General features: G+C 70.1%; 22 protein-coding genes. 4 read left to right on the top strand and 18 right to left on the bottom strand.

The features are described 5' to 3' along the window. Positions 1 to 63 precede the first annotated feature (63 nt). Complete coding sequence (locus ABU113_RS02900) at positions 64 to 297, bottom strand: FliM/FliN family flagellar motor switch protein (protein WP_454557973.1); 234 nt, start codon at positions 295 to 297, stop codon at positions 64 to 66. 58 nt (positions 298 to 355) lie between these two features. Here ABU113_RS02900 and lipB point away from each other — a divergent pair, with 58 nt between their 5' ends. Further along, a complete protein-coding gene (lipB, locus tag ABU113_RS02895) occupies positions 356 to 1,057 on the top strand; it encodes a lipoyl(octanoyl) transferase LipB (protein WP_454557972.1) in 702 nt (233 codons plus the stop codon). Positions 1,058 to 1,078: 21 nt separating this feature from the next. Here lipB and ABU113_RS02890 read toward each other — a convergent pair whose 3' ends face one another. Then, entirely contained in the window at positions 1,079 to 2,308 is a 1,230-nt protein-coding gene (locus tag ABU113_RS02890; protein ID WP_454557971.1) for an EAL domain-containing protein, read from the bottom strand. A 677-nt stretch (positions 2,309 to 2,985) separates the two neighbouring features. Between ABU113_RS02890 and ABU113_RS02885 the strand changes: the two genes are divergently transcribed. From ABU113_RS02885 to ABU113_RS02875, 3 genes are all read left to right on the top strand, one after another. Next, positions 2,986 to 3,180, top strand: coding sequence for a hypothetical protein (locus ABU113_RS02885; RefSeq protein WP_454557970.1), 195 nt, complete (start codon positions 2,986 to 2,988; stop codon positions 3,178 to 3,180). A gap of 109 nt (positions 3,181 to 3,289) precedes the next feature. Continuing rightward, on the top strand, positions 3,290 to 3,589 hold the full coding sequence (locus ABU113_RS02880; RefSeq protein ID WP_454557969.1) for an SCP2 sterol-binding domain-containing protein: 300 nt from the start codon (positions 3,290 to 3,292) through the stop codon (positions 3,587 to 3,589). 78 nt (positions 3,590 to 3,667) lie between these two features. After that, positions 3,668 to 4,183, top strand: coding sequence for a hypothetical protein (locus ABU113_RS02875; protein ID WP_454557968.1), 516 nt, complete (start codon positions 3,668 to 3,670; stop codon positions 4,181 to 4,183). A 278-nt stretch (positions 4,184 to 4,461) separates the two neighbouring features. Here the strand turns inward: ABU113_RS02875 and ABU113_RS02870 are convergent, their stop codons facing one another. The 16 genes from ABU113_RS02870 to ABU113_RS02795 form a co-directional block, all read right to left on the bottom strand. Then, positions 4,462 to 5,502: an OmpA family protein gene (locus ABU113_RS02870; protein ID WP_454557967.1), complete on the bottom strand. Its 1,041-nt coding sequence runs from the start codon at positions 5,500 to 5,502 to the stop codon at positions 4,462 to 4,464. Positions 5,503 to 5,645: 143 nt separating this feature from the next. Beyond that, positions 5,646 to 6,149 (bottom strand): DUF2793 domain-containing protein, encoded by a 504-nt coding sequence (locus ABU113_RS02865; RefSeq protein WP_454557966.1) that lies wholly within the window; start codon positions 6,147 to 6,149, stop codon positions 5,646 to 5,648. A 13-nt stretch (positions 6,150 to 6,162) separates the two neighbouring features. Then, a complete protein-coding gene (locus tag ABU113_RS02860; protein WP_454557965.1) occupies positions 6,163 to 8,421 on the bottom strand; it encodes a GTA baseplate fiber-binding domain-containing protein in 2,259 nt (752 codons plus the stop codon). A 3-nt stretch (positions 8,422 to 8,424) separates the two neighbouring features. After that, positions 8,425 to 8,859, bottom strand: a complete 435-nt coding sequence (locus ABU113_RS02855) for an NlpC/P60 family protein (protein ID WP_454557964.1) — start codon at positions 8,857 to 8,859, stop codon at positions 8,425 to 8,427. 1 nt (position 8,860) lies between these two features. Further along, positions 8,861 to 9,703, bottom strand: coding sequence for a DUF2163 domain-containing protein (locus ABU113_RS02850; RefSeq protein WP_454557963.1), 843 nt, complete (start codon positions 9,701 to 9,703; stop codon positions 8,861 to 8,863). Then, positions 9,700 to 12,045, bottom strand: coding sequence for a phage distal tail protein, Rcc01695 family (locus ABU113_RS02845; protein WP_454557962.1), 2,346 nt, complete (start codon positions 12,043 to 12,045; stop codon positions 9,700 to 9,702). Before ABU113_RS02845 ends, ABU113_RS02850 begins: the two co-directional genes overlap by 4 nt. A gap of 15 nt (positions 12,046 to 12,060) precedes the next feature. Beyond that, on the bottom strand, positions 12,061 to 12,630 hold the full coding sequence (locus ABU113_RS02840; RefSeq protein WP_454557961.1) for a tail tape measure protein: 570 nt from the start codon (positions 12,628 to 12,630) through the stop codon (positions 12,061 to 12,063). Positions 12,631 to 12,651: 21 nt separating this feature from the next. Next, the gene (locus ABU113_RS02835; protein ID WP_454557960.1) at positions 12,652 to 12,852 is read right to left on the bottom strand and encodes a phage tail assembly chaperone; all 201 of its coding nucleotides are present in this window, start codon (positions 12,850 to 12,852) and stop codon (positions 12,652 to 12,654) included. Next, entirely contained in the window at positions 12,849 to 13,181 is a 333-nt protein-coding gene (locus tag ABU113_RS02830) for a GTA-gp10 family protein (protein WP_454557959.1), read from the bottom strand. Before ABU113_RS02830 ends, ABU113_RS02835 begins: the two co-directional genes overlap by 4 nt. Further along, entirely contained in the window at positions 13,178 to 13,585 is a 408-nt protein-coding gene (locus tag ABU113_RS02825) for a phage tail tube protein (protein ID WP_454557958.1), read from the bottom strand. The genes ABU113_RS02830 and ABU113_RS02825 overlap by 4 nt, the downstream gene beginning before the upstream one ends. Positions 13,586 to 13,755: 170 nt before the next feature. Next, on the bottom strand, positions 13,756 to 14,157 hold the full coding sequence (locus ABU113_RS02820; RefSeq protein WP_454557957.1) for a DUF3168 domain-containing protein: 402 nt from the start codon (positions 14,155 to 14,157) through the stop codon (positions 13,756 to 13,758). Positions 14,158 to 14,161: 4 nt separating this feature from the next. After that, positions 14,162 to 14,461 (bottom strand): HK97-gp10 family putative phage morphogenesis protein, encoded by a 300-nt coding sequence (locus ABU113_RS02815; RefSeq protein WP_454557956.1) that lies wholly within the window; start codon positions 14,459 to 14,461, stop codon positions 14,162 to 14,164. Continuing rightward, complete coding sequence (locus tag ABU113_RS02810; RefSeq protein ID WP_454557955.1) at positions 14,458 to 14,799, bottom strand: phage head closure protein; 342 nt, start codon at positions 14,797 to 14,799, stop codon at positions 14,458 to 14,460. Before ABU113_RS02810 ends, ABU113_RS02815 begins: the two co-directional genes overlap by 4 nt. Positions 14,800 to 14,822: 23 nt before the next feature. Beyond that, a complete protein-coding gene (locus ABU113_RS02805) occupies positions 14,823 to 15,377 on the bottom strand; it encodes a head-tail connector protein (protein ID WP_454557954.1) in 555 nt (184 codons plus the stop codon). Then, complete coding sequence (locus tag ABU113_RS02800) at positions 15,377 to 15,658, bottom strand: phage fiber-tail adaptor protein (RefSeq protein ID WP_454557953.1); 282 nt, start codon at positions 15,656 to 15,658, stop codon at positions 15,377 to 15,379. Before ABU113_RS02800 ends, ABU113_RS02805 begins: the two co-directional genes overlap by 1 nt. A 375-nt stretch (positions 15,659 to 16,033) precedes the next feature. Then, positions 16,034 to 16,405, bottom strand: a complete 372-nt coding sequence (locus ABU113_RS02795; protein WP_454557952.1) for a hypothetical protein — start codon at positions 16,403 to 16,405, stop codon at positions 16,034 to 16,036. Positions 16,406 to 16,437: the final 32 nt, after the last annotated feature.

Below are 16,437 nucleotides of genomic sequence, written 5' to 3'. Positions count from 1 at the left end.
GCGGTTCGTTGCCAGCCTGTAGGCTGGCGGGGCGGTTTGTTGCCAGCCTGTAGCCCTGGGGCCTCAGGCGGCCTTGCGCACGCGGTCGATGACGGTGACGCCGATGCGGTCGCCCACCAGCACGATCTCGCCACGCGCGATCAGTTCATTGTTGGCGTAAATCCACACCGGATCGTCATGGCGGGCATCGAGATCGATGACGGCGCCACGGCCCATCTTCAGCAGATGCTTGATCGGCATGTGGTTGCGGCCGATGACGACGGTAACCTCGATCTTGACTTTATCGATGACGCTCATGACCTAGCCCCGTGGGAACAGCATGCATGGTGCGCCCGTGATGGTTAGGGACTCGTTAATGCCGGATGACATCGCCACCGCCGCCGCCAGAGAAGCGCCGTTGCCGTCGCCGGAGCTGCGGTTCGCGACCGCCTCCGTTCCCTACCCGCAGGCGATGGCCGAGATGGAAGCGCGTGTCGCCGCCGTCGCCGACGGCCGGGAGCCGGAGCTGATCTGGTTCCTCGAACATCCGCCGCTCTATACCGCCGGCACCAGCGCCCGCCGGCAGGATCTGGTGGACCCGGACCGCTTTCCGGTGTTCGAGACCGGCCGGGGCGGCCAGTTCACCTACCACGGGCCGGGCCAGCGCATCGTCTATCCGGTGCTCGACATCGGCCGGCGCGGCCGCGACCTGCGCTGCTATGTCAGCGCGCTGGAAGGCTGGGTGATCGCCACGCTGGCCGATTTCGGCGTCACCGGCGAGCGCCGGCAGGGGCGCGTCGGCGTCTGGGTGGTGCGCGAGGATGGCCGGGAAGAAAAGATCGCCGCCATTGGCGTGCGGGTGCGCCGGTGGGTCAGCCTGCACGGGTTGTCGCTCAACGTGGCGCCCGACCTTGGCCATTATGGCGGCATCGTGCCGTGCGGCATCGCCGAGCATGGCGTCACCAGCCTGGCGGCGCTGGGCGTAAGCGCGACGATGGCCGAGGTGGACGCCGCCCTGCTGCGGCATCTGCCGGCGTTCCTGGCGCGGGTGAACGGCGAGACCTGCGCGCTGGCGTAGGCGAAGGTCGGGAACGGCGGCTCAGGCGGCGCGGGCGTCCGGGCCGCCGTTGACATCGCCCCGGCTCGGCTTGGGGCCGCCGAACAGATAGCCCTGGCCGTAGGCGATGCCGAGATCGAGGATTTCAACGACAGTGCGCTCGTCCTCGATGTGGGTGGCGATCAGCTCGATGTCATAACGGCCAAGGAAATCCTTGAGTTCCTCGCGTTCGATGGGGCAGCGGCCGTGCAACAGCACCTGCGCCTCCACCTTGACGTAATGCACGTTGAGCGCCGCCAGCCGGGCCGGTTCCAGCGCCTCCAGATGGGTCACCTGGTCGATGGAGAAGGCGAAACCGAAGCGGGCGAGGACGCCGAGCTGGACGCGGGTCTCCTGCGTCAGCGCCGCCCAGTCGGCGGCGGCGATCTCGAACACCAGCCGGTCGGCGAGATCGGGATGGGCGCGCATGAAGCCGATCAGCTCGGCGAGGAAGCCGGGGTCTTCCAGCGCGGCGTTGGACATGTTGCAGAACAGCCGCACGCCCGGCCGGCGCGGGCCGAGCTTGCGGATCAGGTTGACGCAGCGGAACAGCAGCAGGTTGTCGAGCGCACCGGCCAGACCTGCCTCTTCCGCGGCCTTCAGGTAATCGTCAGGGCCGATCACGGCGCCAGCGGCATCGCGCACGCGCGAGAAGGTTTCGTAATGGGCGACCTTGCGGCTGGGCAGACGCACCACCGGCTGCAGATAGAGATCGACCCGGCTTTCCTCCAGCGCGTGTTCCAGCACCGGCAGCACGTCGCCGCGCCGGTTGTGGCCGCGCCGCGGCGATGCCAGCACCGCCACCGGCATCTCGCCGGCCGGCGGCGGCGGGCCGTCGGCCTCGTCCTCCGCCGGACGGGCCTCGACCACGAAGCGTTCGACCACCGTGCGCAGCAGCGCCAGCTCGGTCGCCAGATCGGCGATCTGCCGATGCTGGGCGGCCCGGACATCGTTCGCGAGTGCCTCCAGATTGGCATCAATCTGGTCGAGGCGGTCCTCCAGCCGGGGCAGTGCGAGGGTGATCCGTCGGGTGCGTCGACGGTCGGCGGCCCGGTCGCGCTGGCCGACAACCAGCAGATGGCAGAACACCAGGACCAGCGCCGCCGCCATGCCGGCGCCAGCCGCCTGCCCGCTCGTCAGCGACAGCCATGACGGCGCACCGGCGGCGAAGGCCAGCCCAAAGCCGAGATAGGCCATGCAGGCGATGGCCGTCGAATGTTGCCCCAGGCGCATAACGCCCACTCCACCCGTTGATTGAAGCACCGGGGAGCATCGGGTCTTAACCTTGCGATAACGTTAACAACGCGTTCGCATTTGCGGCATCGCCGCCGCCGGCGGCGGCCCGATCGAATCACGACGCGGGCGCCGGCAACCGCGCGCAACCCGCCCGGGCACCCCCGCTTCCCCGGCGGAAACCCCTGCCCGCCGCCACGCCCGGCCGCCGCGCCGGACGAACGCCAGTCCGGCGCCGATGAACATTACCGTTTCATTTCATGTTGTTATACAGATGGAAAAGTCACTCGCTTATCGCGATCGATTTTATAGGGATTATCGCATCATCCCTGTTGCATCGGCCCCGGCGTTGGGATAGGCGGAGATCGCGGCAAGGTTCCGACCACCCGGGATCATCATTATTGTTTCGCAGCAATGATGGTTAGGGAACGGTTATTTTAGCCGCTTGTGACGATGCGCAATTGTGGCTAAGGTTCCGCGCGGTTTAGGGACAACACGGGCTAACCAAAACCACTCGTTGACAAACAAGGAGTCAAACATGGGTGATCTTCTGCTGAAACTGAAAACTGCTGCTCTGGTCGCTGGCGCGGCCGTCGCTCTGGCCGCCTGCGGCGGCGGCGAGCAGGCTGCCACCGACGAAGCGGCTGCCACCACCGAAGACGCGGCTGCCGCTCCGGTTGAAGAAGCTGCTCCGGTTGAAGAAGCCGCTCCGGCTGACGCCGCTGCTGCTCCGGCTGACGCTGCTGCTCCGGCTGACGCTGCTGCTGCGCCGGCTGACGCTGCTGCCGCTCCGGCTGCCGAGTAATCGCACGCTTCAGTGCAGTTACGCAGGAAAGGCCACCCGCCCGGGTGGCCTTTCTTTTTTTGCCTGACGGCACCCGCCGTCGCGCGAGCGTAACTTTTGACCTTTACTCAGTTCCCGCATAGGCTGATTGTGTCAGCAGTTCAAAATCAGCCATCATCATCAGAGGGAGGAATATCATGAGCTTGGCGGAAATCACCGAAGGCATGCGCAACCGCGTTGGCGCCGATGCCGGCCTGCCCAAGATCATCAAGTTCGATTTCGGCGCCGACGGCATTGTGCGCATCGACGGCAAGGCGTCGCCGAACGTCGTCGACAACAGCGACGGCCCCGCCGACTGCACCGTCAAGGTGTCGATGAGCGATTTCAAAGACATCGTGAGCGGCAAGCAGAACCCGCAGATGGCCTTCATGATGGGCAAGCTCAAGGTTGAAGGCGACATGAGCATCGCCCTGCAACTGGGCAAGATTCTCGGTTGATTCACCTTCACCGTAATTGCGATGAGCCGGGCGCTGTCATCTGTTGACCGCCCGGCTTATTTGCGTCAATTTCCCGTCATGACACGCTCGATTTCGCGCTTTGCTCGTTCTGCCGCCGTGACAATTGGCGCGGCCGGGGTAATGGTCGCTACGCATGCCGCTGCCGCGCCGTCGAACCTGGCCATGGCAGAGGCAATCTGGCGGCTGCGCGCGGCGCTCAACGTCGCCGCTCTGCAATGCCAGTTCGACCCCGAGCTCAAGATCGTCGAGCGCTACAACGCCTTTCTCAAACATCACGGCGCTGAAATCAGCAGCGCCCGGCAGCGGCTGGTGAGCACCAGTGGGGGCGAGGCCGCGTTCGACCGCTACAACACCCGCACCTACAACTCGTTCTCGGCGTTCGAGAACCAGGTGCCGTTCTGCCACAAGGCGTCGCAAGTCAGCGAGGCCTCGCTGGCGTTGCCGGCCTCGCGTCTCAGGGACCTGGCCCCGCAGGCGATCGGCGAGATCGCCGCCTTCTTCCCGACGCCGCCCGTGCCGTTGCCGGTCAAGGTGGCGGCCGCCGCGCCCAAGAAGAAGCGGGTCGCGAAATAGACCCCCGGCGGCGGAGCATCACCGCCCCCTTCCCCGGCTCGCGCCCGGGATACGACATCCGCCGCCAGCGCCGGCCTGAAAGCGTGCGGCCCTGCCGTCCTCCTCGTCATCCGCTGATCCCGATCCGGACACCCGGCACTGATCCCGGTCAGTCAGCCACCGTCGGCGACTGACGCCCTGACGGCCACCCACGCCCCAACGAGCAGAAGACAAGGCCGCCAAAAAGAAAACGCCCGGCACAAGGCCGGGCGTTTCCGTTCAGAGCACTTCGCCGAAGCTTAGTTCTTCGGGAAGAGGATCTCCACGCGGCGGTTCTGCGGTTCGCGCACACCGTCGGCGGTTTCGACCAGCGGACGCGATTCACCGAAGCTCTCGGTGGTGATCACGTCGGCGCCCAGGCCGGCCTTCTGCAGGTAGGCCTTGGCGGCGTCGGCGCGACGCGCCGACAGCTTGTCGTTGTAGGCGTCCTTGCCCGACTTGTCGGCGTGACCCTGGAGCAGGATCGTCGCCTGGCCGGTTTCCTTGTACGCGGCCGCGGCCTTGTCGAGGATCGCGGCGGCTTCCGGCGTGATCACCGACTTGTCCCAATCGAAGAAGATCAGGAACGGACCCGGCGGCGGCGGCGGAGGCGGCGGCGGCGGAGGCGGCGGCGGAGGGGGCGGCGGCGGGGGCGGCGGCGGCGGAGGGGGCGGCGGAGCCGGCTCTTCACCACCGAAGTTGTAGCTCAGGCCCAGCAGCAGGCTGTGCGAGCGATAGCTGCCTTCCCAGTCCGTGTTGGCGTAGGACACCAGGTCGACGCCCGGCGCCTTGAAGAAGCGATATTCCAGCGACAGGTCGACATTGTCGGACACCGCGCGGCGAATGCCCGCGAACGCCTGCCAGGCGAGACCGGTATCGCTGTCATCGACACCCGCGCCCCAGCTGTTGGCCTTGACCTGGGCGATGCCGGCGCCGCCGCCGACGTAGGCCGACCACTTGCCTTCCGACATCACGTCGAACATGCCGTTGAGCATGAAGCTCAGGACATTGGTGGCGCCTTCGGTATTGATCATGTTCAGCTGATCGATGTTCGAGTGCTGGTAGCCCAGCTCGAACTCGGTACGGAACATGCCGAAGTCATAGCCCAGCTGGCCGGCGACGAACACACCGCTGCCATTGCTCGACTTGACGCCATCAGCGTCTCCAGTGACATCCCAGGTAACGTCCTCGACGAGAGTCGGGCCGCCCTTGATGCCGGCATACCAGTAATCATCCTTGGCGAGCGCGGAACCCGCCAGCACGGTCGAGGCCAGAATGACGGCCAACGAAAGTTTCCGCATGGATGTCCCCTTTCGATTTATGGAACAGTCGCAGGACAATAGCGACCTCGCGTAGGTAGAGCACTCGAAAAGGGCAAGCAAGTCCTAACTCATGCCGCGACTGTTGCAAGAATACGTCAGTCGAGGGATTGTTCATCCACCATTCAGGCAGCGTCGATCAAACCATGAGCGCGCAACGCGGAAAGTATCGCCTCGATAATATCGCGCGCCTGGGTGTCGACGACACCGCCCCCGGCGGGCCCGGTGATCGCCGGCCGCCGGGCGCCGACCACCCGCTGGCCATCCACCCGCAGTTGCGCCACCGGCCAGTCCCCCGCCAGCCACTGACTGCCGTCATGCCGGACGAACACACTCTCCGCGGGCAGCCAGGCCAGCATCCCGGCGCGGGCGGCGAAAAACCGCCAGCCGCCGACCGTATGCAGCGCGAGTGCCCCGTCCTGCCCGGCCCAGGCGCCGGTCGCGCCGGCGCCGACGATCCACGCCTGCCCCGGCTCCGGCGCCACCGGCGGCGTGGTCAGTCCGACAGCCTCGACAGCGGCGTGCAGCAGGCCATCAATGGCCAGCAGCGCCTCGTTGTGGCTGACTTCCTTCTGCGCCTGCCCCGCCGCCAGCAGGGGCAGGCCATGCCGATCGGTCTGTCCGCTCATCATTCCACTCCTCTCAGATCGTGAGAACCCGCCGCGCCGGCACCCCCGCGCCAACGCGCGCGCTCACCTGCGCCACCCGGACATCCAGTGTCGTCGGCGCGATACCGAAGTCGGCGATCTGCTCGGCCGCCGCATAGACCAGTGCCGGAGTCGTGACCCGCCAGGCGCGCACCACCGCCTCGCCCGCCAGCACCGCGACATCGTAGAGTTCACTCTCCTCGGCCAGCGGTGCGTCGGCGCCATCGACCCAGTCGAAGCCGAGCCGGCTGCGTCGCACCCAGGCCAGCGCGACGTCGCCGCCGGCGAGCCGGACCGCCGACAGCCGCACCGGCGACAGCGGCCGCAACGCACGCGCGCCCATGGTCGCCGCCACCGGCGCGACCTCGGCGAGGCTCTGATACGGGCTGAGCGCCTTCACCAGCAGTGTCTGACCGAGTGTGGCGCTGCCCTCGAACGTCGCCAGCGCGGCATCGGCCAACAGCACGAAACGTTCGCCGGCGAGGTGGCCCGCCATCGCATCCTCGGTACCGCGCCGGCCGCGCAGCAGGCCGGACAGCCGGTAGCGCGCGACATCCAGCTGTTCGGCGGTGGTGAACTGCACCAGCTCCTGGCCGATCAGGCACAGGTTGGCGCCGGCCAGCACCGAGGCCGGCGGCGCGCTCGCCAGCGCCATGTCCGCCGCCAGCAGTTCGACCTCGACGCTGGCCATCCGGTCCCACAGATCGGTGGCGCCGGCCGGCAGCACCGTGGTCGTGACGCCCATGATGGTGCGGGCGGCGATATCGGCGACACGCACGTAGCTCAGGCCGCCATCGCTGCTGGCGTGGATGCTGGCCCGCCGCCAGCCGGTCGACGCGCCGCCGGCGGCGACATGCAGGCGCGGACTGTCCGCCGGCACGGACGACAGGGGCGGCAGATCAAGCAGCTGCACGGTGGTCGGGCCATGCGGTGTGCCGGGCTGGGTCGGGGCGACGCCGGACTCGGCCTCGGTCACGCCATCGCCCGCAAGACCGGTGAGCGGCACCAGCGCCAGCGCCACGCGACCGGCCTCGATGGTCGTCTCGACCACCTGCCAGTCCCGCGCCGGCTGGCTGGCGAACGCCACCCGGTCGCCGGGCTCCAGCGTCAACCCCGCCGCCGCCAGCCCCCACGGCAGTTGAACATGGCACTGCTCGCGCTGGCACCAGCGGCGCGCCAGCAGCCCCTCGGCGGCCTGCTTGGCGGCCGGCGCGGCGAGCACCACCGGCAAGTCGGCCGGCTCGGTCAGCCGTGAGGCGGTGGCCAGCCGCCGCGCCCGTTGCAGGCCGGCCTGATAATCGCGCGCCGGGTCGAGATAGCCGAGACTGATCTCGCGCGGCAGCGCCGTTTCCGGCAGCCGTGTCCAGGTCCGCCGCGCCGGAGGGTCGCCGGCTTCCAGCGCCGCGCCCAGCCCATCCTCGTCGAGCACGCGGCCGGCCGCCGGCGGCGTGTCGGCCAGCGTCGGCACGCCCTGGCGATCGACCAGCCGCAACGGCGCCAGCGCCTGCAAGGCCTCGCCGACGCCGCGCGGGGTAGCCCCGGCGCCGACCGCGAAGCCGGTCGCCGTGGCCGTCACCGCCGCGATGTCGAGCCCGACACCCGCCCGCGCGCCAAGGTCCGCCAGCAGCGCGCCCAGCGCCAGCGCCGGGCCATCGTCGGCCACCACCTCGAAGGTCAGCACCGGAATGCGGTTGGCGAACTCGGCCAGCTCCAGCTGCTCGAACACCACATAGGCCAGCCCGCGATGCGCCGGCGTCATCGCCAGGCCCAGGGCCGCCTGCATCAGCGGGTCCGGCGGCTGCCGCTCGGAGCCGCCATGCAGCCGCATCCGTCCGCCCACCGTCAGATGACCGTCACTGTCGCGGATCAGCTTGCCATCGGCCCAGACGCGCCGCACCGCCAGGATCGGCCGTGCGCTCAATGCCACCGCGAAGGACGCGGCATAGCTGTAGGTGACGTTGGTCACGCTGCCGCCGCCCTTGCCGCCGACCCGCGTCCGGCTTTCATGACGGCTCTCGATCAGCCCGGTCGACCAGATGACGTTGCCGGCCACCCGCGCCCGGCCATAGACCAGCGGCACCGCCGCGCCATAGGCCGAACTCTGCACCGACAGGTCGCCGAGCCGCGCGCCCTCACGGCGCAGCGACGGCGCGAACAGCGCCCGGTCGACCATCGAGCCGGCGACGGCGCCGACGATGGCCCCCACCGGCCCGGCCACCGCCGTACCGATGGCGCTGAGGATCAGGGTCGCCATGGCTCAGGCCTCCCGCACCGGAAAACGCCACGCCGCCACCAGGGCGGCCCGCCAGTCGTCGTCGAGGCGATGCTCGACCACCCGGCGCAGGCCGAGGTGGGCATGGATGAGCGCCGGCGCACCGTCGCCGGTCCGGCTGGCGATGCCGAGGTGCGACTGCACCCCGGCCAACCGGAACAGCAGCACGTCGCCGGCGGTAATGTCGGCGATCGCCACCGGCGCCAGCCCGGCGCCCGAAAGCGCGCCGGCCAGCCGGTCATGGTCGCCGGTGAGCGCATAGTCGGCGCGATCGTCAACGCGCAGGCCGCGTGCGCGCGCCACATGGACCACCAGGCCGACGCAATCGAGCCCGACGCCGGGCAGCCGGCCCTGGGCGCGAAACGGCGTGCCAAGGCAGGCCCGCGCCAGCGCCACGACGGAGTCTCCCGATGCGGTCATCTCACAATCCCGGATAGTCGAGCAGCGAGTCGGTGCCCGGCACATGCGGCTCGCCGCGAAAATTGACGATGTTGGCGAATTTCGCGCCGCAGGTGGCGAAGCGCCGGTCGCAGCCGGCGCGCGCCTCGAAGCGGTCACCGACCCGGACCGGCGACGGCGGCGGTTCGTGCAGCGTGATCGTGCCGGCGCCCGAGCCACGGATTTCCTGCGCCAGCCCGCCATTGGCGCCGTCAAGCCAGCGCAGCCGGCCATAGGCGTACCAGTCGGGGACGGCCGCCAGTCCACCGGCGGTGAAGCGGTGGGCATCCACTAGCCCCGTCACCGTCGCCCGCACCGTGTGGCGGGCAAGGTCGACCCGGCAGCGCCGGTCGCCGAGGTCGGCCCGGCATTCCGGCGAATAGCGTTCCGTCACCGTCGTCGACAGCCGGTCGGCGAGCGACCGCAGCTCGGCGGTGAAACCCGCGTCCTCGGCGCGCACCTCGCCCAGCTGCCCCACCGCCAGAGTCACGCCCTCGCCCGCCGGATCGGTCCAGTCGACCAGCGTGATGCGCACACGGGCGAAATCGTAGCGACCGGCGGCAAGATCGGCCGCCGTGATCGCCGCCGAGGTCAGCACGCCGCTGGCCTGCCAGTCGTCGGCGGTAAAGTCGCTGCTCTGGCGGATCGCCGAGGGCACGAATGACGGCGCAGAACGATAGAGCTGACCGGCGCGCACAATGTCGGCGTCGTGGCTGGTGAACCCCAGCACCACGCCGTCGCGGCGGGTCAGCGTCCACAGGAAGGCCAGCGTCGTCACCTCCCCGCCCAGATGGGCGGCGAGGCTGTCGGGCACGGCGCGGCTCATGCCTCGCGCACCTCGACAAGCGGGATCGACGGCAGCTCGCCGGCCCGCCAGGTCGCCAGCGACACGCTGAGCGCATCGTCGGCGAAACGCACCGGCACGTCGAACACGAAACCCGCCGTCACCGCCACGCCCGGCCCCGGCGGCGTCTCGAACACGATCTGCCCGGTGGCCGCGTCCAGCGCCCAGCCGCTCAGCTGCTCGACGCCATCGAGGGCCACCCGCACCGTGCCGGCGACTGGCCGGGTGATGCGCCGCCGCGCGAGGCCCGCCCCGTCGCCATAGGCCTTGACCAGCGGGAAGATCGCCGTGGCGCCGTCGCCCGTGGCCAGCGCCTGATCGTGCGGCGAGACGTCGACGCCGCTGGTGCAATCGAGCGGGTCGCGGAAGCGGAAGGCATAGGCCCGGCCGTAGCGGGCGCGGAAAAACGCCAGCACCGCCGCAAGGTCGGCCTCGCCGCGCACGCCGAGCCCGGCGTCGTAGCGGGCGCGCGCCTGCGCCCAGTTGACGTTGCGCTGCTCGTAGCCGCTGGCGGTGGTGACCACCGTGGTCGCATATTCCGGCCCGCCGCTGGCGCCGAAGCCGACGTCAAGGGGAAACAGCACGTCGTGAAATCCCGCCACGTCGTCCTCCGCTGCAAGGGTGAAATAGGTGAAGCCGTCGCGCGCCACCTGCGGCCAGGCCCAGACGAAGGTTTCCGCAAGGCCGCCCGCACGCGCCGCGTCGATCGCCCGGGCGATCAGCCGCCACTGCGGGCGATCAGCCGCCGCCAGCACGAAGCCGGCGAAATAATGGGTGGCGGTCGGTGGATAACCCAGCGCCGCGATCACCGTTGTCAGCGCTGTGGTGTGGGCATGCCAGGCGCCGGCGGTGACGTGGTCGTAATCCTCCAGCTGCAGCACGTCGAAGGCGGGCCAGGCCCAGCCGCCCGGCAGATTGAGGCGGGCCAGCATCGGCGCCGCCGTGTCGATGATCTGCGGCGTGTAGACCAGCAGCGCCACCCGCGCCGCGCTGTGCGCCGTCATCACCGCATCGCGCAGCGCCAGCGTCGCGGCGGCGAGCTTGCCGCCCAGCCAGTCGATATAGTCCCACTGGTCGGACGTCGGCGCGTCGGTGACGTCGTGGAGCACATCCGGCACCGGGTTGCCGGTCTCGGCCACATACAGCGCCGTCGTCGCCGCGTCGTAGAGGCACGGCGCGCGGGCGTCGCCCAGCCCCGACCACCACCACGGCTCGCCGATCTGGAAAAACACCGGCTGGCCCGCCGTCGCCTGCAACGCCGTGAAGGCGAGCGCCACGGCGCGCAGATAGGCCATCGCCGGCGCCACGCACGGCGACAGCAGCGTCGAGGGCGGCGACCAGCCGGTCAGCGCCGGGCTGCCATCCCCGGCTCGCTGCATCCAGGCATCGGGCGCATGGTCGGCGAACAGCTCGAACGACAGCGACAGGATGAGCTGGAAATCCAGCGCCGTGGCGCGGGCGAGAAAATCGCTGTGCCAGCGTTCGCACGGACCGTTGAGCGCCGCGCCATCGGACAGGACGACGAACCGCCCCGCCAGCGCGTCCCAACCGAGCCGGAAATAATGGCTCATGCCGACATAATGATCGATCAGCCGGCGATAGCCCAGATGCAGCGCGCCGCGCAGCAGCCGGGCCGGCGCAATTTGGTAACTGTCGTCATAGCCGCTGGCCAGCCGCAGCTCGTGCGGCGGCACCATGGCGTCCCCAATCGCCAGCACCGCGCCGCCACCGTCGCAGCGGATGTCGGAGAGCGTCACCACCGCTTCGCCCGGCACCGCGCGCACACCGTCGCTGCCGTCGTAGTCCGGCGGCACCAGCGAGATAAACAGCCGGTCGATGTCGCCGGCCCACACCGGGTCGGCCTCGCCCGGCAACAGGAAGCCGCCATCCAACGCGTCGAAATCCAGCGCGACGGTGCAGTCGTCCGGCGTGCCGGTGGCATAATTCCACAGCCGGACATACCAGGTGCGCGGATTGCCCGCCGCGTCGCGCCCCTCGATGGTCAGCGTCGCGCCGTGCAGGGCATCGAGGTCTTTGAGGTCGCCGCTGGCCTGCCAGCGAAAGCTCAGTGTCAGACCACGAAAATCCCGCGATGTCTCGTAGGCCAGCAGCGGATGGTCGTGCTGGTCCTGCGCCTCCCAGATCAGGCCGACGAGATCCTGCCGGCGATAGAACAGGCAATCGACGCGCAGGGCGTCCGCCGCCGGGGTGGTCAGCGCCGCCATCGCCGGGCGGGGAAAATTCACCGTCCAGAAGCGGGGATCGAAGCGCTTGATCCAGTCGGTGGCGATACGGTCCTCTTCCTCCGCCAGCCAATAGGCCATGGTCCGTGTCTCCCCTTAGCCAGCCCGCGCCAGCGCCTGGCGCACCGCGCGCGCCACCTGGTTTGCCGACCGCTGCATCAGCTGCGGCGTGGCAGCCTGCGGCGCCGCGACGTTGATGGTGATGGCAACCGGCCGTGCCGCCGGTGTCGCCGCCAGCGTCTCGACCCGCCCGGCGGCGGTCGGCACGAACAGCTCCGGTCCGCGCTCGCCCACCACATAGGCCCGCCCGCCGGTCACCGGCCCGCCGGTCGCCCGCCCGGCCAAACCGACCGCGCTGAGCACCGTGGAGAAAATGCCGCCCCAGCCGCCCCCGCCGCCCAGTCCGCCCAGTTGCCCGAGCGCACTGCTGATCTGCGCGCTGGCGATGTCGGCCAACGCGGACAGCGCGACGCGTTTGAGATCCTCGAAGCCGAACTTGCCGGTGCGCACGAAACGGTCGAGCGCGACCTCCATCCGCCGGCCGGCGGCTTCCATGCCCGCCGCCAGGCCGTCGTCGAGGGTGGTGGTGAGCGTCCGCACATCACTGGCGAAGGCGCGCGTGTCGGCGCGCACCTGAACGATCAGGGTGTCGAGTATGTCGGTCATGGCATTGTCCTCAATCCGGCCTCAGTCCGGGTGACGGGCCATCAGCGCGGCCAGCGCCGCGCCGTCGAGCGGCTGCTGGCGCGGCGTGAGGCCATGCGCCGCCGCCCAGGCGTCCAGCGCCGCGCGCAGGTCCACCGGCGTCGCCGCCCAGAACAGGGCGGGCGACCAGCCGAGCCACCCGTGCGCCAGCTGCCGTGCCGTGGCGATCCAGTCCCCGCTCACGCGCTGCCGCCGAGAATGGCCAGCGCCAGCGCCTTGTAGGCCGGCGTCAGCCGCGCCAGCCCGGCCGCCGCCAGCGCGTCGGCGAACGCCGCGCGCGTCAATGTCTCGGGGCGCGGATCGAGGCAGTGCCAGAACAGCGCCACCAGCTCGACCAGCCGCAGCTCGCCGGCACTGGCCCGCTCGATCAGCGCGAACAGCGAGCCCAGCTCGGCCTCGGCCGCCGCCAGCGCGGCAAAGCGCGGCACCAGCCGCCAACGCGCGCCCGCCACGTCGAGCGCCACCTCGCCGCGACGCGGGTTGATCGCCATGCTCTCGGACGGCGCGCTCACAGCAGCGTCACCGCGCCGGAGGATTCCAGCGCCAGCGTATATTGCCGCTCGCCGTTGAAGTCGCCGGCATAGTCGAGCCGCGTCACCAGGAACTTGCCCCGCACCCGTTCGCCGCTTTCAAACACCGCCTCGAAATCGTCGAGCGTGCCCGCCAGCGCCTGCTGCTTCAGCCGCGTCTCGGCGGGCGAGCCGGTGAACACGCCGGCGCCGGAAATCGACAGGCTGCGCACGCCGGCGCCCGACAGCAGTTCGCGCCAGCCGCCGGAGCCCTTGTGGGTGATCACCACCGGCTCGGCGTTGATGGCAAGCTGGGTGGTGCGCAGGCCGGCGATGGTGGCGTAGCCGACCGGATCGCCGCCATCGCCGATTTTCAACAGGAACGCGCTGCCTTTTTCGATGGCCATGGAAAACTCCTCGCAGTTGCGGTTGGTGCGTGGGGGTCGCGGCGCCGGTTGCCGTCAGTCAACAACCGTGCGCTCAGCGCACATGATTCAGGGACCGTGCGCTCAGCGCACATGATTCAGGGACCGTGCGCTCAGCGCACATGATTCAGGGACCGTGCGCTCAGCGCGCATCAGTCCATCACCGTGCGGGCGCGATAGTCGGCGATGCCGTGGTGGGTCTCGCCGTCGGCGTCGCGCAGCACCCGCGCGGCGAGAAAGCGCAGGCCGACCAGCCGGTGACCGTCGAGCAGCGCCGGCGCATGTTCAAGAGCGGCATCCACCAGGTCGAGCAGCGCCCTGGCTTGCGCCTGACCAGGATAATGCGACCACACATGCACGCTCAGCCGATGCTCGCGACCGGTAAAATCCTTCGCCGACCAGTCGCTGACCAGGTTCTCGCCCACCTGCACGTAAGGCAGCGGCTGGCCATCCGGCACATGGTCGAACACGCCGGTGACGGCGGCCATCAGGCCGGGGTCGGCGCGCAACGTGTCATACACGGCCTTTTGCACCGCAAGCTGGGCTGAAGCCATGATGTCATCTCCTCGGCACGAGTCCGGCGCGAACCTGATCGATCGCCGGGCGCAGGAACGGGCGGGCCGGCATCACGCGGGTGCCGAACTCGACAAAACGGGCGAAACCGGGCGCGATCACCGACGCGCCGTCGCCGTCCCGCGCGACATCCAGCGCCGCGCCCAGCCGGCCCGGTGCCAGGCCGGCGGCGGCGGCGCGGATCTCCTCGGCGAGGTCATCCGCCGCGCGGCCGGCGCCCGCCACGCCGACGGCGTGCAGCCGCGCGGTCAGTCGCGCGGTGTCCGGAGTGGTTGCGCGGCTCATGGCCCAGGCACCTCGCGCGCGGTGAGCAGCGCCAGATCAGCGCGCCCCGGCACGGCGTCGATCGCCGTGATCGCCAGCCGCCGGTTACGCCAGGCGATGCGCCAGGCCGGCGACAGGTCGGCGCGACGGCGCACCACCAGCCGGAAGCGCAGCGGATGGCTGACCTGCCCGGCATAGGGCGCCTCGCCCAGCGCCTCGGTCTCGATGGCCGCCCACACCTGGGCCACCGGACGCCAGACGCGGGTGAGCCCGCCCAGTCCATCGTCGGCGCCGGCCCGGCTTTCCAGCGTCACCTGCTCGCGCATCCGGCCGAGAAATTCGCCGCCTGCCGTCCCCATGGTCGCGCTCCCCACGATGCCGGTCATTGCAGGCGCATCCGGCGATAGGGACGCCACAACGCGGCAACCGCCAGCGGCGGGCCGCTGTCGTCGGGCGCGTCGCGGTGGGCGTGCAGGTGCGCCACCAGCCGCAGAATGCCCAGCCGCAACGGCTCCGGCAGACCGTTCCAGTCCGCCGCCAGCCCGGCCCAGTAATCCACCTCCAGCCAGACCGCGGTGGCGGGCGCCGCGCTCAACAGGCGGATGGTCGCACCGTCGCGATCGTCGAGGTCCGCCTGCCAGTCCGCCGCCGCCAGTGGCAGACGATCGTCGGCACTGGTCCGCCAGGCCACCGCCGCGATGGCGCGCACCGGCCCGGTGGTCAGTCGCGCGGTCCCCGCCAGCGGCAGCGGCCAGCGGTCACGCCACTGGCTGGCCAGCAGCACCTGGCCGGTGAACGCCTCGCACAGCTGGGTGGCGACGCGCACCAGCCCGGCCACCTCGGCGTCCTCGGTCGAGAGGTCGAGGCGCAGGTAGGCCCGCGCCTCGGCCAGCGACACCGGCGCGATGCCGGCGTCGGTGAGCAGGGTCGCCGGCATCAGCGCTGCTCCACCCGGATGGCCAGCGAACGCTCGTCGGCGCGCCCGTCGGAGAGCACCACATGATTGGTGACGCGATAGACATGGCCCGCCACACCGCCGCCGAGCGTCGCGGCGGTGCGGGCGCCGTCATGGATGGTCGCCGCGATCACCAGGCCGTCCGCCTCCGCCGGCTGCACCGACCACAGGCTGGTGACGACGCTCTGGCCGGACAGATAGCCGGCCGCCCAGTCGATGGTGTAGTCGAGCGACCCCTGCGGATCCTTGAGATAAAGCGACATTGGCGTGATCCCGACAAATAAAAGCCCCCGGTGCGGCCGGAGGCGGATGAACGGTCTGAAACGCGAGACGTGATTCAGTGACAGCGGCGCATGGCGAGTGGCTCATGACGGCGATGGCATCGCCCGTGCGCCGTCCGCTTCCCCGGTGTCCGCCACCTCGGCGCCTGGCACCCCACGCTCCCGTCATGCCCGGGCTTGACCCGGGCATCCACGTGAACACCGTCCTCACCGGCAAGGCTTGCAGCGACGGCGCCGCCGCCCGTGGATGGCCGGGACCAGGCCCGGCCATGACGGCCTCAACGGATTCTGGCCCCAGGGGATTCTGGTGGCGCCCTGGCCAGCGCGGGAAAATTCACCCGCGCCTTCCGCCCCGCCTCACGCCGGATCGGCGATCTCGATGTCCCAGGCGGCGAAGCTGACCGTGCCGCCGCTGGCCAGCGGCTGGGCGGCACAGGTGGTGACGTAGAGCAGCCGGCTGCCGGCGACATCGAGCAGCGCCACATGGGTGGCGGTGCCATCGGCAACGACGTTGACACCGCTTTTCGCCGCCACCGTCAGCTTGCGGCCCGAGGTGTCACCATCGGCCAGCGTGAAATCGCCGGCGACCATGGTGGCGGCGGCGAGTTTCAGCGCGCCGTTGGCGGCGGCGAAATTCGCCGGCTCGCCGGTGCAGGCAACCATGGACGTGGACGCGCCGACCACGGCAAGCGCGGCATCGAGCACGTCGGTGTGGACCGACTTGGCCATCTTCTCTCTCCTTGGAAAATGCGGATGAACTG

The sequence above is a fragment of the Parapedomonas caeni genome, from assembly GCF_041060555.1.
Taxonomy (GTDB): domain Bacteria; phylum Pseudomonadota; class Alphaproteobacteria; order Sphingomonadales; family Sphingomonadaceae; genus CAUJIW01.
Note: the sequence above shows the minus strand (reverse complement) of the source record. Positions and strands in the feature narration are given on the sequence as shown.